The sequence below is a fragment of the Stenotrophomonas sp. GD03958 genome (genome assembly GCF_029839005.1).
GTDB classification, from domain to species: domain Bacteria; phylum Pseudomonadota; class Gammaproteobacteria; order Xanthomonadales; family Xanthomonadaceae; genus Stenotrophomonas; species Stenotrophomonas hibiscicola.
Map to the genome: position 1 here is coordinate 1 of NZ_JAOBZT010000085.1, position 16,410 is coordinate 16,410.

13 protein-coding genes are annotated in these 16,410 nt (G+C 67.6%); 10 read left to right on the top strand and 3 right to left on the bottom strand.

Features of this window, described 5'->3' with window-relative positions; all coding sequences use genetic code 11:
• Window positions 1-390: 390 nt before the first annotated feature.
• The 4 genes from folE (at window position 391) to N5C25_RS18190 (ending at window position 6,669) form a co-directional block, all read left to right on the top strand.
• Window positions 391-1,002 (top strand): GTP cyclohydrolase I FolE, encoded by a 612-nt coding sequence (gene folE, locus N5C25_RS18175; protein WP_279937535.1) that lies wholly within the window; start codon window positions 391-393, stop codon window positions 1,000-1,002.
• 112 nt (window positions 1,003-1,114) lie between these two features.
• The gene (locus N5C25_RS18180; protein ID WP_058983101.1) at window positions 1,115-2,584 is read left to right on the top strand and encodes a DUF3375 domain-containing protein; all 1,470 of its coding nucleotides are present in this window, start codon (window positions 1,115-1,117) and stop codon (window positions 2,582-2,584) included.
• The gene (locus tag N5C25_RS18185; RefSeq protein WP_019658765.1) at window positions 2,571-3,272 is read left to right on the top strand and encodes a DUF4194 domain-containing protein; all 702 of its coding nucleotides are present in this window, start codon (window positions 2,571-2,573) and stop codon (window positions 3,270-3,272) included. The genes N5C25_RS18180 and N5C25_RS18185 overlap by 14 nt, the downstream gene beginning before the upstream one ends.
• 16 nt (window positions 3,273-3,288) lie before the next feature.
• Window positions 3,289-6,669 (top strand): SbcC/MukB-like Walker B domain-containing protein, encoded by a 3,381-nt coding sequence (locus tag N5C25_RS18190; RefSeq protein ID WP_279937536.1) that lies wholly within the window; start codon window positions 3,289-3,291, stop codon window positions 6,667-6,669.
• Window positions 6,670-6,766: 97 nt separating this feature from the next.
• Here the strand turns inward: N5C25_RS18190 and N5C25_RS18195 are convergent, their stop codons facing one another.
• Window positions 6,767-7,546 (bottom strand): TSUP family transporter, encoded by a 780-nt coding sequence (locus tag N5C25_RS18195; RefSeq protein WP_019658763.1) that lies wholly within the window; start codon window positions 7,544-7,546, stop codon window positions 6,767-6,769.
• An 81-nt stretch (window positions 7,547-7,627) separates the two neighbouring features.
• On the opposite strand from N5C25_RS18195, the gene N5C25_RS18200 reads away from it, so the two are divergent.
• Complete coding sequence (locus N5C25_RS18200; protein ID WP_251103029.1) at window positions 7,628-8,020, top strand: YchJ family protein; 393 nt, start codon at window positions 7,628-7,630, stop codon at window positions 8,018-8,020.
• Here the strand turns inward: N5C25_RS18200 and N5C25_RS18205 are convergent.
• Window positions 8,002-9,285 carry a GGDEF domain-containing protein gene (locus N5C25_RS18205; protein WP_279937537.1) on the bottom strand — a complete coding sequence of 428 codons (1,284 nt, stop codon included), beginning with the start codon at window positions 9,283-9,285 and terminating at the stop codon, window positions 8,002-8,004. The genes N5C25_RS18200 and N5C25_RS18205 overlap by 19 nt on opposite strands.
• A 150-nt stretch (window positions 9,286-9,435) precedes the next feature.
• Here N5C25_RS18205 and egtB point away from each other — a divergent pair, with 150 nt between their 5' ends.
• The 4 genes from egtB to N5C25_RS18225 all read left to right on the top strand — a co-directional run bounded on the left by egtB (window position 9,436) and on the right by N5C25_RS18225 (window position 14,743).
• Window positions 9,436-10,707, top strand: a complete 1,272-nt coding sequence (egtB, locus tag N5C25_RS18210; RefSeq protein ID WP_279937539.1) for an ergothioneine biosynthesis protein EgtB — start codon at window positions 9,436-9,438, stop codon at window positions 10,705-10,707.
• Complete coding sequence (gene egtD, locus N5C25_RS18215; RefSeq protein ID WP_049412901.1) at window positions 10,704-11,678, top strand: L-histidine N(alpha)-methyltransferase; 975 nt, start codon at window positions 10,704-10,706, stop codon at window positions 11,676-11,678. The genes egtB and egtD overlap by 4 nt, the downstream gene beginning before the upstream one ends.
• Before the next feature lie 78 nt (window positions 11,679-11,756).
• Window positions 11,757-13,943, top strand: coding sequence for a lytic murein transglycosylase (locus tag N5C25_RS18220; RefSeq protein WP_262212900.1), 2,187 nt, complete (start codon window positions 11,757-11,759; stop codon window positions 13,941-13,943).
• Window positions 13,944-13,969: 26 nt separating this feature from the next.
• Window positions 13,970-14,743: a DUF2628 domain-containing protein gene (locus N5C25_RS18225; protein ID WP_279937542.1), complete on the top strand. Its 774-nt coding sequence runs from the start codon at window positions 13,970-13,972 to the stop codon at window positions 14,741-14,743.
• Between the two features lie 6 nt (window positions 14,744-14,749).
• Here N5C25_RS18225 and N5C25_RS18230 read toward each other — a convergent pair whose 3' ends face one another.
• On the bottom strand, window positions 14,750-15,937 hold the full coding sequence (locus N5C25_RS18230; RefSeq protein ID WP_251103033.1) for a benzoate/H(+) symporter BenE family transporter: 1,188 nt from the start codon (window positions 15,935-15,937) through the stop codon (window positions 14,750-14,752).
• On the opposite strand from N5C25_RS18230, the gene N5C25_RS18235 reads away from it, so the two are divergent.
• Complete coding sequence (locus tag N5C25_RS18235; RefSeq protein ID WP_125437961.1) at window positions 15,930-16,184, top strand: hypothetical protein; 255 nt, start codon at window positions 15,930-15,932, stop codon at window positions 16,182-16,184. The genes N5C25_RS18230 and N5C25_RS18235 overlap by 8 nt on opposite strands.
• The last annotated feature ends 226 nt before the right edge of the window (window positions 16,185-16,410 follow it).

Here is a 16,410-nt window from a genome sequence, read left to right on the forward strand (position 1 = left end):
GCGAGCGCGGTGGGTTGGCTCTTGGAAGCACGAGCAGAAGCAGTGCGGACCAACGGTCCGCACCCACCAAAGCAGAAGACACCACAGCAGCGGCGCGCTGCTTCCGAAGCCATGAACCCCCGCCTTTGCCCCCGCTTTCGGGCGGTCCGGCCGCGCCCGCAGGAAACTGTCAGGGATGGGGAAGGGCGGCAGGGCAGGACCGCGAGGCGCATGGATGCGCCGACCGAGCCCCCATGGATGGGTTTACGGCGTGTCCTGCCCTGCCGCCCTTCCCCATCCAAGCCGATACCAAACAAGGCGCCGCCCGCCCCCCCGATGAACCGTCCCCACAGGACGACCCACCCCCCGGTCGGGTACGATGCTCGCCCCCCGTTCGGGACGCTGTACGCAATGAGCAAGAACAACGAAAAGGCCGCCCCGCAGGGCGACGTGACCCAGGACCAGGCCGAGGATGCCGTGCGCACCCTGCTGCGCTGGGCCGGTGAGGACCCGTCCCGTGAAGGCCTGCTGGATACCCCCCGCCGTGTCGCCGAAGCCTATGGCGACTGGTTCAGCGGTTACCGCGACGACCCGCGCGCCTACATGGAGCGGACCTTCGAGGAAGTGGCCGGCTACGACGAACTGATCGTCCTGCGTGACATCGAGTACGAAAGCCACTGCGAACACCACATGGCGCCGATCATCGGCTGCGTGCATGTCGGCTACCTGCCGGCCGGCAAGGTGGTGGGCATCAGCAAGCTGGCCCGCGTCGTCGAAGCCTACGCCCGCCGTTTCCAAGTGCAGGAGAAGATGACTGCGCAGATCGCCCAGTGCATCCAGGACGTGCTGCAGCCGATCGGCGTCGGCGTGGTCGTCGAAGGCGCCCACGAATGCATGACCACCCGCGGCATCCACAAGCGCGGCGTCAGCATGGTCACCTCCAAGATGCTGGGCAGCTTCCGCGACGACGCGCGTACCCGCGCCGAGTTCCTGCGCTTCATCGAAGTGGGCGGCAAGCGCTGAGCCGCTTGCCCGCACCGCGCCGGCCCCTGGTGGCCGGCATGCCCACGGCTGCCCACGCAGCCGCCGTGGGTGGCTGCTTGTCCCCACCAGACCTCATGACTCTTTTCGCTGCATGAAGCATCGCGAACGCATTGCCCGTTACCGTCACCTGCGCGAACAGCCCCAGTGGAAGCTGCTTGCCGCCGACCATGCCCCGGAAATCATCGGCCTGTTGCAGGGCCTGCTGATGGACGGCGAGCGCACGTTGCCTTCGTCGGTGCTCAACGAGCGCCTGCAGCGTGCGCTGGACCAGCTCAACGGCGACGAACTGTCGCGTGAGCTGCCGCGTACCGCGCAGGCCTACATCGCGCACTGGCTGGCCCAGGGCTGGCTGGAACGCCGCCTGCCCGAAGGCGCCGACCAGGAGCAGTACGAGCTGTCGACCGCAGCGCTACAGGCGATCCGCTTCGCCGACGGCCTCGAGCAGGCTCGCGTGGCCGCTACCGAGAGCCGCCTGGCACTGGTCATCGAACAGCTCTCGCAGCTGGCCGCGCAGACCGAATCCGATCCGGACGCACGCCTGTCGGCACTGCGCGACGAGCGCGACCGCATCGACGCCGAGATCGCCCGCGTCGGCGCCGGCCGCGTCACCGCGCTGGATGGCAAGCGCGCCCTGGAACGTGCGCGCCAGATCATCGGCCTGGCCGACGAGCTGACCGAGGATTTCCGGCGCGTGCGCGATGACTTCGAGCAGCTCAACCGCGAGTTCCGCGAACGCATCATCGACGATGAAGGCGAGCGCGGCGACGTGCTGTCGCAGCTGTTCGAAGGCGTGGACGTGATCGGCGAGAGTGATGCCGGGCGCAGCTTCCAGGCCTTCTGGCGCCTGCTCAATGACGCCGAGCAGAGCGCCCAGCTCGATGCCGCGCTGGAAGCGGTGCTGGCGCGTGGCTTTGCCCGGCGCCTGGACCGCAACGAGCGCAACTTCCTGCGCGGCTTCACCAGCACCATGCTCGAGCGCGGTGGCCAGGTGCACGACGTGCTGCAGCACTTCGCGCGCAGCCTGCGCGGCTTCGTACAGAGCCGTGGCTATCTGGAGCAGCGCCGCCTCAACCAGCTGCTCAAGCAGGCGCAGTCCGAAGCGCTGGCGCTGCGTGACGAGTTCCCCGCACAACGCGGCATCGGCCGCGACCTGCAGCTGACCACCAGCCGCCTGCGTTCGTGGTCGCAATGGAAGCTGCACGATCCGCGCAGTGCCCAGGTCGATGGCAACGTCGAGTACAACGACGCGGCCGCGATCAGTCTGGAAAGCGTCGGCGATCTGGTGGCTTCGTCCGAAATCGATTTCCGCACCCTGCGCCGCGACCTGCACGACCTGCTCGATGCACAGCCGCGACTCAGCATCGCCCAGGCCCTGTCGCAGCGCGAAGCGCCGCAGGGCCTCGGCAGCGTCATCGGCTACCTGTCGCTGGGCACGCGTTTCGGCAATGTGGTCGCCGGCGAGCAGGAGCTTGCGCAATGGCGCGGTGGCGACGGCCAGATCCGCCGCGCCCGCATCCCGCTGGTTTGGTTCACCCAGGAGAGACGCCATGAGCTGGCATGAAGATCCCATCGAAGCACCGCAGGCCGACGTGGCGGAAGACGCCTACGAGGCCGAGCCGGCGGCGACCATGGCGCAGCCCCGCCGTGGCAACGACGTGTACTACCTCGGCGACACCGGGCGCCTGCCGCTGGATGCGCGCCGCGCGCTGTGCCAGCTGCTGATCGGCCCCAGCATCGACCAGCTGCGCCACGCCAAGCTGTGGCCGGCGCTGATCCGCAGCGAAGCGGCCATCCGCTCATCGCTGGCGGACCTGTTCCTGGAACTGGTGCTCGACCGCGACAGCGGCGTGGCGTTCACCCGCCAGGCCGATACCGAAGACGTTGATGCGCCGGTGCTGCTGCGCACCTCGCCGCTGACCTTCATCGACTCGGTGCTGCTGCTGTACCTGCGCCAGCAGCTGGCCGAGGCCGATGCACGCGGCAACCGCGCGGTGGTCGCCGACGCCGAGATGGCCGAAGCGCTGGCCATCTACGAAAAGAACCTGTCCACCGACCGCGCCGGTTTCAACCGCCGCGTTGCCTCGGCGGTGCAGAAGATGAAGGACAACCACATCCTGACCCGCCTCAGCGGCCAGGACGACCGCCACGAAGTCTCGCCGGCGCTGAAGCTGCTGTTCTCCGCCGAAGACGTGTCCCAGCTTTCGGCGGTCTACCGCCAGCTGCGCGAAACCCCGGCCGCCGAGGCCTGAGAGACCCGACCATCGCATGGCTATCTCCAAGCACACTCCCGCCCTGTTCAACGAAGGCCTGCCGGACCCGCGCCTGCAGCAGTTCCGCATGCGCCGCCTGCAGGTGCACAACTGGGGCACCTTCAACGGCCTGACCGAAGTGCCGATCGCCGAGCGCGGCTTCCTGTTCGTCGGCCGCTCCGGCTCGGGCAAGTCGACCCTGCTCGATGCCATGTCCGCGCTGCTGACGCCGCCGGCCATCGTCGACTTCAACGCCGCTGCGCGTGAAGCCGAGCGCAGTGGCCGCGACCGCAACCTGGTGTCCTACGTGCGTGGCGCCTGGGCCGACCAGCAGGACAGCGGCACCGGCGAGATCGCCACCCAGTACCTGCGCAAGGGTGCCACCTGGACCGCACTGGTGCTGGAATACCGCGCCGGCGATGGCCGCGTGGTCAGCCTGGTGCGCCTGCTGTGGATCTCCGGCAACGGCACCTCGGCCGGCGATGTGCGCAAGCACTACATGATCGCCGAACGTCCGTTCGACATCGCCAAGGATCTCGGTGGCTTCGACCTGGACCTGCGCAAGCTCAAGCAGAAGCTGCCGGACCTGCACCATTTCGACACCTTCTCCGGCTACGCCGAGCGCTTCCGCGACCTGCTCGGCATCGACAACGAGATGGCGCTGCGCCTGCTGCACAAGACGCAGTCGGCGAAGAACCTGGGCGACCTGAACGTCTTCCTGCGCGACTTCATGCTCGACACGCCGAAGACCTTCGACGCCGCCGAGCGCCTGGTCAGCGACTTCGCCGAGCTCGATGGCGCGCACCAGGCGGTGGTCACCGCCCGCCGCCAGGTGGAAACCCTGCTGCCGGCGCGCGCCTACTACAACGACCTGAAGGAAATGCACCGCCGGCGCGGTGACGACGAAGCCTTGAAACTTGGCGTCGACAGCTTCCGCGAAAGCCGCCGCCAGGCGCTGATCGAAGCGCGCCTGCGCGAGATGGACGTGCGTGACCGCGGCCTGCTTGGCGAAGAAGCCCAGCGCCGTGCTGCACTGGACAATCACACCGAGCGCCTGGCCGAACTGGAGCTGCAGCGCCGCCAGCAGGGCGGTGAGCGCATTGAGGAACTGGAACGCGAGCAGGGTCGTGCCGAAGCTGAGCGCGACCGGCGCCAGGCCAAGCGCGAGCAGGCACGCCAGGCGGCACAGCAGCTGGGGGCCGAACTGCCGGACGACGCGCACGGTTTCGCCGAACTGGTCGAGCGCGCGCAGAACGAGCTGCAGGATCGCCAGCGTGCCTCCTCGGCACTGGACGATGCGATCAGTGATCGCCTCGGTGGCAAGCGCGATGACGAGCGCCGTTTCGGCGAAGTCCGTGCCGAACTCGAAGCGATGCAGCGCACACCGTCCAACATCCCGGCGCCGATGCAGAAGCTGCGTGCGCGCCTGGCCGAAGAGACCGGCATCGCCGAGGCAGCGTTGCCGTTCGTAGGTGAACTGATCCAGGTCCGCGCGGAAGAGCAGGGCTGGCAGGGTGCCATCGAGCGCGTGCTGGGCGGTTTCGCGCTGTCGCTGCTGGTCGACGACAAGCACTACAACGATGTTGCCGAGTGGGTGAACCGCACTCACCTGGGCATGCGCTTCACCTACTACCGCGTGCGCCGCAACGATGATGCGTTCGCGCGCGAACCCTCGGCGAAATCGCTGCTGCACAAGCTTGAACTGCGCGAGCATGTGTTCGAAAGCTGGCTGCGCCGGGAGCTGGGCAAGCGCTTCGACTACGAATGCGTGGATGCCAAGCAACTGCGCAACGTCGACCGCGGCATCACCCGCGAAGGCCAGGTCAAGCATCCAGGTGACCGTTTCGAGAAGGACGACCGCAGTGCAGTGGGCGACCGCCGCCGCTGGATCCTCGGCTTCAACAACCACGACAAGGTCGGCGCCTTCGAGCGCGAAGCCCAGGAACTGGCCAAGCGCATCGCCAGCTGCGAGACCGACATCGCGCGCCTGCGCGGGCAACGTGACCGCGACAACGAACGACGCCTGGCCTGCCACGAGCTGGTCAGCATCAACTGGAACGAGATCGACATCGCCGCTCCGCAGCAGCGCCTGAGCGATATCGAGGCCACCCTGCGCGACCTGCGCGAAGGCAACGCCGACCTCGCCAGGCTGGCCAAGCAGATCGACGCCGTGCGTGCGGATATCGAACAGGCACGCCGCACCTATGAGGACGTTCGCGTCGAACGCGGCCAGCTGGTCAAGGAGCGCGACCGTCTCGATCGCGCCCGCCAGCAGAGCCGTGCACTGGTGCTGCCGACCCTGGCCCAGGAGCAGGAAGCCGGCCTTGCCGAGCGCCTGCAGGAGCAGGGTCCGCTCAGCCTGGAAACGCTCGAAGCGCACATGCGCCAGGTCAGCAACGCGCTGAACGAGCAGCTGTCGTCCTCGCAGCAGGACCTCAACCGCATCGAGAACCAGCTGACCGGCTGCTTCCGCCGCTTCATCCAGCAGTGGCCGGAGGAGTCGGGTGACTTCACCGTCTCGGTGGCCTCGGCCGAGGACTTCCTCGCCCGCCTCGAACGCCTGGAACGCGATGGCCTGCCGCAGCACGAAGAGCGCTTCTTCGATCTGCTGCAGAACCAGAGCAAGAACAACCTGCTGGCCCTGCAGCGCCACAGCGCCGAAGCCCGGAAGTCGATCGGACAGCGCCTGGATGAAGTGAATGCCAGTCTGGAGCAGGTGCCGTTCAACCGTGGCACGCTGCTGACCATCGAACTGAGCGACCGCCGCCTGCCGGAAGTCGCCGAGTTCCACCTGCAGCTGCGCGAGGTGCTGTCGCAGCAACAGACCGAGCAGCGTGAACTGGCCGAATCGCAGTTCACCGTGCTGCGCCAGCTGGTCAACCGACTGGGCTCGCAGGAAGGCGAGGACAAGCGCTGGCGGGAGCTGGTGCTGGACGTGCGCATGCACGTGGAGTTCATCGGCGTCGAGCTGGATGCAGAAACGCGCCAGCAGGTGGAGATCTACCGCAGTGGCGCCGGCAAGTCCGGTGGCCAGCGCCAGAAGCTCGCCACCACCTGCCTGGCGGCAGCGCTGCGCTACCAGCTCGGCGGCGCCGACAGCCAGCTGCCCAGCTACGCGGCGGTCGTGCTCGACGAGGCCTTCGACAAGGCCGACAACGAGTTCACCGCGCTGGCGATGAACATCTTCGACAACTTCGGCTTCCAGATGGTGGTCGCCACCCCGCTGAAGTCGGTGATGACGCTTGAACCGTTCATCGGCGGCGCCTGCTTCGTCGAAATCAGCGGCCGCCACGACTCCGGGGTGTTGCTGATCGAGTACGACGAAGAAGGCAAGCGCCTGAAGCTGCCCGAGCGCAGTCGCCAGCAGGCCAACGAACCGGAAGAAGCCGAGGCCTGACCCGGCCGATCGAATGGGAAATGCCGGCCAGTGGCCGGCACCACCCATGGGCGGGTTTCACGACCCGGTAGTGCCGGCCGCTGGCCGGCAACCGCTTTCACGAACCGCGGAACGTGTCCCACGCCATCCGCGCGATCAGCACCACCACCAGCCCCACGAACAGCTTGCGGATGAACGGCGTGCCGCCCTTCAGCGCCAGGCGCGTGCCTACCACCGAACCGATGATGTTGGCTGCGGCCATCGGCAGCGCGAACAGCCACAGGATGTTGCCGGTCGGCACGAAGAACGAGATCGCTGCCACGTTGGTCGCCAGGTTCACGACCTTCGATGCCGCTGACGCGCGCAGGAAATCCAGCCCGAAGAAGCGTACGAACAGGAAGATCAGGAAGCTGCCGGTACCCGGCCCGAAGAATCCATCGTAGAAGCCGATCGCCGCACCGATCGCCAGTGCGATCACCAGTTCGCGGCGGCCGATCTCCTGTGGCCGGTGCAACGCGCCGAAGTCCTTCTTCCACAGCGTGTAGGCCAGCATCGCGATCAGCAGGACCAGCACCAGCGGGCGCACCGCGTCCTTGGGCAGCAGGCTTACCGCAGTGGCCCCGGCGAAGGAGAAGATGAAGGCGGTACCGGCCGCGAACAGTACCGGCTTCCACGGGAAACGCACGTTGCGCGCGTAACGCCAGGCAGCCGCACCGGTACCGAACATCGAACTGAACTTGTTGGTGCCGAACAGCATCGCCGGTGTCTGCTGCGGCAGCACCGTGAACAGTCCCGGCAGCTGCACCAGGCCACCGCCACCGACGGCGGCATCCACAAGACCGGCGATGAAGGCGATCACCACCAGCCACCACAACTCGGGGGGAACCAGTTCCAGCACGGCGATCAATCAAGGTGGGGGCGCGACAGCATACGCCCTTCGCCGATGGATGCTGGCGGCGCCCCGCGCGACAATGCGCGCATGAGCCGAAAACCTGCCGATCCCTGTCCCTGCGGGCTACCCGCGGAGTACGCCGCCTGCTGTGGCCGTTTCCATGCCGGCGACACCGTCCCCGACGCCGAACGCCTCATGCGTTCGCGCTACAGCGCGTACGTGCGGGGCCTCGCAGGCTACCTGCGCCAGAGCTGGCATCCGGACACGCGTCCGGTCGAGTTGTCGCTGGAAGACACGCCCGGGCAGCGTACGCACTGGCTGGGCCTGACCGTCCATGAGCACACCGTCACCGGCGCTGACAGCGCCGAGGTGAGGTTCACCGCCCGCTACCGGGTAGGCGGCGGCAGCGCGGTGAAGATGACCGAACACAGCCGCTTCCTGCGCATCGACGGTCGCTGGTACTACCTCGACGCAGTCTGAGCCTCAGCCCGCTGCCCGGCGTTCGCCCGGATCTGGTTGCGGCCGCCGTCCTTGGCGGCGTACAGCGCCCGGTCGGCGGCCTTGACCACCGCTGCCGGGCGCGGGTCCACAAGGCTGTCGGCCAGGCCGATGCTCACCGTCACCTGCACCACCGGGCCGCTGCCGCCGCGCCCGCGTTGCTGACGCCCGGCGTCATCGTCGCGGCTGCGGGTGCTGCGGTCGCGCAGCTGCATGCGGGTGTCCTCGATGCTCTGCCGCAAGGCTTCCACGGCCTCCATGCAGGCGTCGGCCGGCTGGCCCAGGAACACCACCGCGAACTCCTCGCCGCCGTAGCGGAACGCACGTCCACCATCACCCACCCGCGCCAGGCGGGAGGCCACCAGCCGCAGCACGTCGTCACCGGTGTCGTGGCCGTGGGTGTCGTTGAACGATTTGAAGTGGTCCACGTCCACCATCGCGATGCTGTAGGTGCCGCGCGCCCGTTGCAGGGTCTCATTGAAGGCGCGGCGCCCCGGCAAGCCGGTCAGTTCGTCGCGGAACGCCATGTGGAACGACTCCTGCAGCATCGCGCCCAGCATCAGCAGCAGGGCCGCACTGGCCAGCGCAGGCAGCAGCACCGGCTGCAGGAAGACCCTCGGCAGCATCCACCACAGGCACAGCAGCGCCAGCAGCATAGCCGTGTGCAGCGGCCGCGGATGCCGCCATGCCTGCCAACCCAGCGCCGCCGTGGCCAGCAGGAACAGCAGCGCCGGCAGCTGCGCCAGCGCGTTCCAGTCGGCCGGGATCCACGCCCAATGACGGTTCGACAGCAGATCATGCATGCCGCGCGGCTGCTGCGCGGCCAGCAGCAGGAAGATCAGCAATGCCGTACTGCTGGCGACGGAGCGCAACAGCAGGTCGTGCCTGCGCCGCCCACGCTCCGGCCACAACGACAGGCCGGCGAACAGCAACGGCAGCCACGCCGAGATGGCATGGAAGCGCAGCGGTGTCAGCGCGCTGACATGGCCGCTGCGCAGGTAGCCGCCGACATCCTGGTGCAGGATCGCGAACATGACTGCCACCACCAACAGCAGGCAGAGCGCACGCACCTGGTGGTAGAGAAGGGCCAGGCCGGCACCGAGGCAGGCAAGCAGCCAGGGCAGAACGCGTTGGGCCGGACTGGCCACGTCTTCGTTGCCCAACGCCGCCCACAGCACCACGGCAACCAGCACGGCGGGCAGCACGAACAGGTAGTGCGCAGGCTGGCGGAGCGGATGCAGGGGCAATCAGGAATTCCAGCGCGGTGACGACGCGGCCGCAGCATTGCCGTTAGCGGCGTTCGGGGCGGCTTCTTGAATGCGGCAGGCCCATCCATGTGAACGAAGTGACGCCGTACCATGACATCGCACTCACCTGCCGGCACCGATGCTGTCGGCATGGACAGCGTACCCGCCGCCGTCGCTGCCCCGCAGCACGATCTCGCCCACCAGTTCGCACGCGTGCGTGCGCGCAGCATGCAACTGGCCGGCCCGCTCAGCGCCGAGGACGCCATGCTGCAGAGCATGGCCGATGCCAGCCCCAGCAAGTGGCACCTGGCCCACACCACCTGGTTCTTCGAACGCTTCGTGCTGGCCGGCTTCCCGGCTGCGCCTGCACATGACCCTGCATGGGACTACCTGTTCAACAGCTACTACAAGAGTATCGGCCCGGCCCATGCCCGGCCGCAGCGCGGCCTCCTCTCACGGCCTTCGCTCCAGCAGGTGCATGACTATCGCCAGCAGGTCGATGCACAGGTGCAGTCGCGGCTATCGGCAGGTGACCTGGACCCACACGCGCTGCACAACCTGCAGCTGGGCCTGCAGCACGAACAACAGCATCAGGAGTTGTTGTTGACCGACATCAAGCACGCGTTCTGGTGCAATCCGCTGCAGCCGGCCTACCGCGAGGACCTGCCCACCCCCCCTGGCGCTGCCAGTGCACAGGGCTGGATCGAATCACCCGAGCGCATCGTTACCGTCGGCGCTGCAGCCTGGCCGCAGCACGCTGCGTTTGCCTACGACAACGAATCGCCGCCGCACCGCGTGCTGCTGCCGGCACATGCTCTGGCCGAACGTCCCGTCAGCAATGCCGAGTACCGTGCTTTCATCGATGCCGGCGGCTACCGCGAACCGCGCTGGTGGCTCAGTGAAGGCTGGGCATTGCGTGAAGCCGAGGACTGGCAGCACCCGCTGTACTGGGATGACACCCTGCAGCGCGAATACACCCTGGGCGGTTGGCGCGAACTGGATCCGCACGCGCCGGTCTGCCATCTCAGCTACTTCGAGGCCGATGCCTGTGCCCGCTGGGCCGGGGCACGCCTGCCCAGCGAGTTCGAGTGGGAGGCCGCGGCCGCGTCTCAGGCGGTGCGGGGCCACTTTGCCGATGACGATCACCTGCACCCGCAGGCGGAGCAGGGCAGCGGCCTGCGCCAGCTGTTCGGTGATGTCTGGGAGTGGACTCACAGCGCGTATGGCGCCTATCCCGGCTACCGCCCTTTCGCGGGCAACCTCGGTGAGTACAACGGCAAGTTCATGTGCGGCCAATGGGTGCTGCGCGGCGGCAGCTGCGTCACGCCACGGGGCCATGTGCGCGCCAGCTATCGCAATTTCTTCATGCCGCCGGCGCGCTGGCAGTTCTCCGGACTGCGCCTGGCCAGGGACCTCACATGAGCACCGTGCACGACGCGCTGCAGGCGTTGACCGACCTCACCCCCGGCCGCCAGCAGATCCTCACCGACGTGGTGGCCGGGTTGTCGCGCACACCGCGCCAGCTGCCATCCAAGTATTTCTACGATGCACGCGGCTCACGCCTGTTCGAGCAGATCACGCAGACCTGCGAGTACTACCCCACGCGTACCGAGCTGGCGCTGCTGGCGCGGGTGCTGCCGGACATCGCCCGCAGCGTCGGTCCTCATGTTCATGTGGTGGAGCTGGGCAGCGGCAGTGGCCGCAAGACCGCGCTGCTGCTGGCGGCACTGCAGGACCCCGTGGCCTACACCCCCATCGAGATCTCGCGCGCCGCGCTGCTGTCCAGCATCGACCATCTGGCCCCGGCGCTGCCGGACGTCGAGATGCTGCCGGTCTGTGCCGACTTCACCCGCGCGGTCGCCGTCCCGGCACCGGAACGCGAGCCTGCGCGGCGCCTGTTGTTCTTCCCGGGCTCCACGTTGGGCAATTTCGTCGAAGAGGATGCCGTCGCACTGCTGCGCGCGATGCGCCAGACCATGGGCCGCGATGGCCTGGCCCTGGTCGGCATCGATCTGCACAAGGACCCGGCATTGATCGAAGCCGCCTACAACGACGTGCAGGGCATCACTGCTGCATTCACCCTCAACCTGCTGGCGCGCCTGAACCGCGAGATCGGCAGCGACTTCGATCTGGACGGCTTCCGCCACCGCGCCCGCTACAGCATCGCGCGGCTGCGCATCGAAACCGATCTGGTCAGCCAGCGCGCACAGGACGTCCGTCTGGATGGCCGCACCTTCCACTTCCAGGCCGACGAGCCGATCCGCGTCGAATACAGCCACAAGTACACCGACGACAGCTTCGAAGCGTTGCTGCTGCCAGCGGGCCTGCAGGTCGTGCGGCGCTGGGATGCTGAAAGCCCGGCCTATGGCCTGCGCCTGCTTCGCGCCCTTTAGCCGCCGCCAGCCCGCGCTGCTTCAGGTTCGCCTACGCTGCGCCTAAGATGGCCCTGCAACGGCAACACGGAGGACGCCATGCCCATTCTGACCACGCTCGGCCTGGCGGCCGTGCTCGCCGCGGCACCCGCTTCGACAGCAGCGCCTGCGGCCAGCAGCGATGCCGCTTTCAGCCGCTGCCTGGCCGTCCTGCAATCGACAGCCGCCAGCCAGGGCATCAGTGCCGACCGCTTCAATGGGATTATCGCCGGGCTCACCCCCGATCCCAGCGTGCTCGGCCTGCTCGACGCGCAGCCGGAATTCACCACGCCGATCTGGGACTACCTGGCCGCGCTGGTCGATCGCCAGCGCGTGGACGATGGGCGCGTCCTGCTGCAGCAGCATCGGGCCCTGCTTGATCGGGTGTCGGCCCAGTACGGCGTCGATCCGGCCACCATCGTCGCGGTCTGGGGCGTGGAGAGCGACTACGGCCGTGTGTTCGGCAAGCGCCCGCTGCTGCAGTCGCTGGCCACGCTGTCCTGTGCCGGCCGCCGCCAGCCCTTCTTCCGTGGTGAGCTGCTGGCCCTGCTCAAGTTGATCGACCGCGGCGACCTGCAGGCACAGGGGCTCACCGGTTCCTGGGCCGGCGCCTTCGGGCATACGCAGTTCATGCCCAGCACCTATGCACGCATCGCCGTGGACGGTGATGGCGATGGCCGCCGCGATCTGGTCGGCAGCATTCCCGATGCGCTGGCCTCCACCGCCAATTACCTCAAGCGCGCCGGCTGGCGCAGCGGAGAGCCGTGGGGCATGGAAGTGCGTATCCCGCCCGGTTTCGACGCCAGCCAGGCCGGGCGCACCCAGCGTCGGGCGCTGGCCGACTGGCGTGCGCAAGGTGTGACCGCATTGGATGGCAGCGCGTTGGCCCCGGCCAACCTGCCTGCCGACGCGCGCGCGGCCCTGCTGCTGCCGGCGGGCGGCAAGGGCCCGGCGTTGCTGGTGTTCCGCAACTACGACGCGATCTACAGCTACAACGCTGCCGAAAGCTACGCGCTGGCGATCGCCACGCTGGCCGACCAGCTGCGTGGCGGCACGGGCCTGGCCACGGCCTGGCCGACCGATGATCCCGGTATCGGCCGCGATGAGCGCCGCCAGCTGCAGACCCTGTTGCTGGCCCGCGGCCACGACATCGGAAGCGCCGACGGCATGATCGGTACGGCCACGCGTCGCGCCATCCAGGTCGAGCAGCAGCGCCTGGGCTGGGCCAACGCAGATGGGCGCGCGGGACAGCGTATCCTTCGCACTCTGCAGAACGCGCCGCGCACTGCACCGGTGCCCACGCGTTTCATGCTTCCCAGCAACTACAGTGCCGTGCAATCGCCGGCCATACGGAGTCGATCCCACGTGCAGCAGATCCAGGGTGTACGCAGCGGGCAGTACCAGGGGCTCGATGCCTGGCTGGTGGAAACCGCCGACGCCAGCGCGGCCATCAGTGTGTTTGGCGGCCAGCTGCTTTCCTTCGTGCCCAAGGGCCAGCCGGATCTGATGTGGCTGTCCCCCCGGCGCGCCGAACTGCCCACGCCGATCCGCGGAGGCAGCCCCGTCTGCTGGCCGTACTTCGGCCGCCAAGGCCAGGGCAACGACGTGCCCGCCCACGGTTTCGTCCGTACCGTGCCGTGGGAACTGCAACAGGCCCGTCGCCTGGACGACGGCAGCATCGAGCTCACGCTGGCACCCCCGGTGCTGCAGAGCCTGGACCTGCGATTGAGGATGACTGTGCGCGTAGGCCGCCAGTTGACCCAGCGACTGATCACCGAGAACGTCGGCAGTTCCCCTGCCAGCATCACCCAGGCGCTGCACAACTATTTCCGCGTGGGTGATGCCAGCGCGGTGGATGTGGACGGCGTGGACGGACTGGACTATCTGGACAAGTTCGAGAACTATGCGACGCCGCGTCGGCAGCAGGGCGCCTGGACGTTGCGCGATCCCCGTGATCCCGGGCGCAGCGACCGCATCTACACGCAGGCCAAGGGTCACTATGTCCTGCGTGATCCGGTGCTGAAACGCCGCATCGACATCCGTACGGAAGGAAGCCGCTCGCTGGTGGCGTGGAATCCCGGTGCCGAGGCTGCAGCGAAGATGGCAGATGTGGGTGAGGGCTGGCGCGACTACGTCTGCCTGGAAGCGGCCAACGCCGGACCCGACGTGGTGACCCTGCCGCCGGGTGGCAGCCATGTGCTGTCACAGACATTGTCCGCGGCACCGTGGACACCGGTAACCCGGTAACGAATCAACGCAGCAAGGATGTTTTCATGCAGGACGCACAGTGGTGGTACGCCAACAGCAGGCAGAGCGAAGGACCGGTTGACCTGGCCGCCCTGCGTCGCCTGCAGCAGGACGGCACGGTGACGGCACGCACGCTGCTGTGGCGCGAAGGCATGCCCTCGTGGCGCCCCTTGGCGGAGCTGGAACAGGATTCAACGCCCATCGAGATGTCGCCGGCTCCGGATATCGACACAGCCCCACCGGTTGAGGTCGTTGCGCCAAGTGTCGGCGATCCGTCCGATCCGTATCGAGCCCCCGCCGCTGCACCGGATACGGCTGCCGCCGCGGGGCTGGAGGGCGAGATGGCCTTGTACGCCAGCGTGGTCGGCGGCAACTTCCCGATCTATCGCCAGCGCTGGCGACTGGATCAGGGCATTGCCACCGCCAGTGGAACCTGGCACTGGCCGGCCTTCCTGCTCGGCCCGATCTGGATGATGTACCGCAGGATGTACCGCCTGGCGGCAATGTGGGTCGGCCTGCTGCTGCTGATCAGCGTGGTGGAGACCTTGCTGGATGTGCCCGAAGGCGTATCGCTGGTCATCACCATCGCGCTCAGCGTCACCACCGGCACCTTTGGCAACACCTGGTACCTGACACACTGCCAACGCCTGATCGCCCAAGCCCGTGCCGTCAGCGGCGGCGATGACGCACGGCTGCGCAGCGAGCTGACCGCACGCGGCGGCACCAGCGTGGTCGCCACACTGGCCGCCATCGTCATCTCGGTGGTGTTGAGCACCGTCGGCGCCGCACTGGCGGGGTAGGACAGGTCAGCGGCCCTGATGCGGCCGCAGCACCAGCAGGCACAGCGCACCGGCCACCAGGCCCCAGAACGCCGAACCGATGCCGGCCAGTGAGACGCCGGAGGCGGTGACCAGGAAGGTGACCAGTGCCGCCTCGCGGTCCTGCTCTACTGCCAGCGCACTGGCCAGGCTGTTGGCGATGGTGCCGAACAACGCGATACCGGCCACGCAGGCCACCAGCTCCTTTGGGAAAGCCGCGAACAGGGCGGCCACGGTGGCACCGAACAGCCCGATGACAATATAGAAAGCCCCAGCGGCCATGGCGGCGGTGTAGCGCCGTGCCGGATCCTCGTGCGCATCACGGCCCATGCAGATCGCGGCCGTGATCGCGGCCAGGTTCAGTGCGTAGGCACCGAACGGCGCCAGCAATGTATTGACCACGCCGATCCAGCCGATCAGCGGCGACACCGGCGCGTCATAGCCGGAGGCACGCATCACTGCCACACCGGGGATGTTCTGCGAGGCCATGGTGACCACGAACAGGGGCAGGGCGATGCTGGCTACCGCAGTCCAGGACAGGGACGGGGTCACCCATTGCGGCACCGCCAGCTGCAGCTGCACCTGCTGTGCGTGCAGCAGGTCACGGCTGGCTGCGACCGCGATGCCGACCAGCAGTGTGGCGATGACCGCATAGCGCGGGAACAAGCGGCGTCCCGCCAGCCAGGTGGCGAACATTGCCAGTGCCAGTACCAGTTGGGAATTCATGGCCACGAACACGTCCAGACCGAAGCGCAGCAGCACGCCGGCCAGCATGCCGGCGGCCAGCGCCATCGGCACCCGCTGCATCAATCGTGCGAACACCCCGGAGAAGCCTGCCAGCATGCCAAGCACCGCAGCGAGCAGGAATGCGCCGGTGGCTTCAGCGAGCGAGTCGCCACCAGCACCGACCACCAGCATCGCCGCGCCCGGTGTCGACCATGCGGTCACCACCGGCACGCGATAGCGCAGCGACAGCCCGATGCAGGTGACACCCATGCCCAGTCCCAGTGCCCACATCCATGAGGCGATCTGTGCCTGGTCGGCACCGACAGCCTGTGCGGCCTGGAACACGATCACTGCGGAACTGGCGAAGCCGACCAGCACGGTGATGAAGCCGGCGACCACGGCCGGCACTGAAAGGTCGCGCCACCATGCTTGCCGCACCTGCATGTTCATTGCCGTCTCTCCTTGTTGCATCCGTGCATTGATAGCTGTTGCGGCGTTGACCGCGCAACGCGCGGGCAACGCCGCAGTGATCTTCGAGCGTACGTCATGCCTGAAGTCGCGGCGCTTCTGTCATCACCATGAAAAAAAAGCCTTGACGAAATCTGCAGGATCTCTAGAATTCGCCCCCTTGCTGCAACGCATCGCTTCCTCGGAAACGGCACGCGATCAGCAACGCCATCACCGGCGAACGAGTTGATCGAACGAAGGTGTTGACGGACTCGGAAAGTCCGGCATAATAGGCGGCTCGCAACGACGAAAGGCCCTCGGGTCCAACGACGAAGCAGCATCGGCAACAACGTCCACTCCGGTGAGACGGCCTTGAAAAAAGGTGTTGACGAAGCGGAAAAGCCGGCTATAATGGGCGGCTTCGCTACGAAGGAAACTTCGCAGCACACGGGAACGGCGCTGAGGCCACTTCCCCT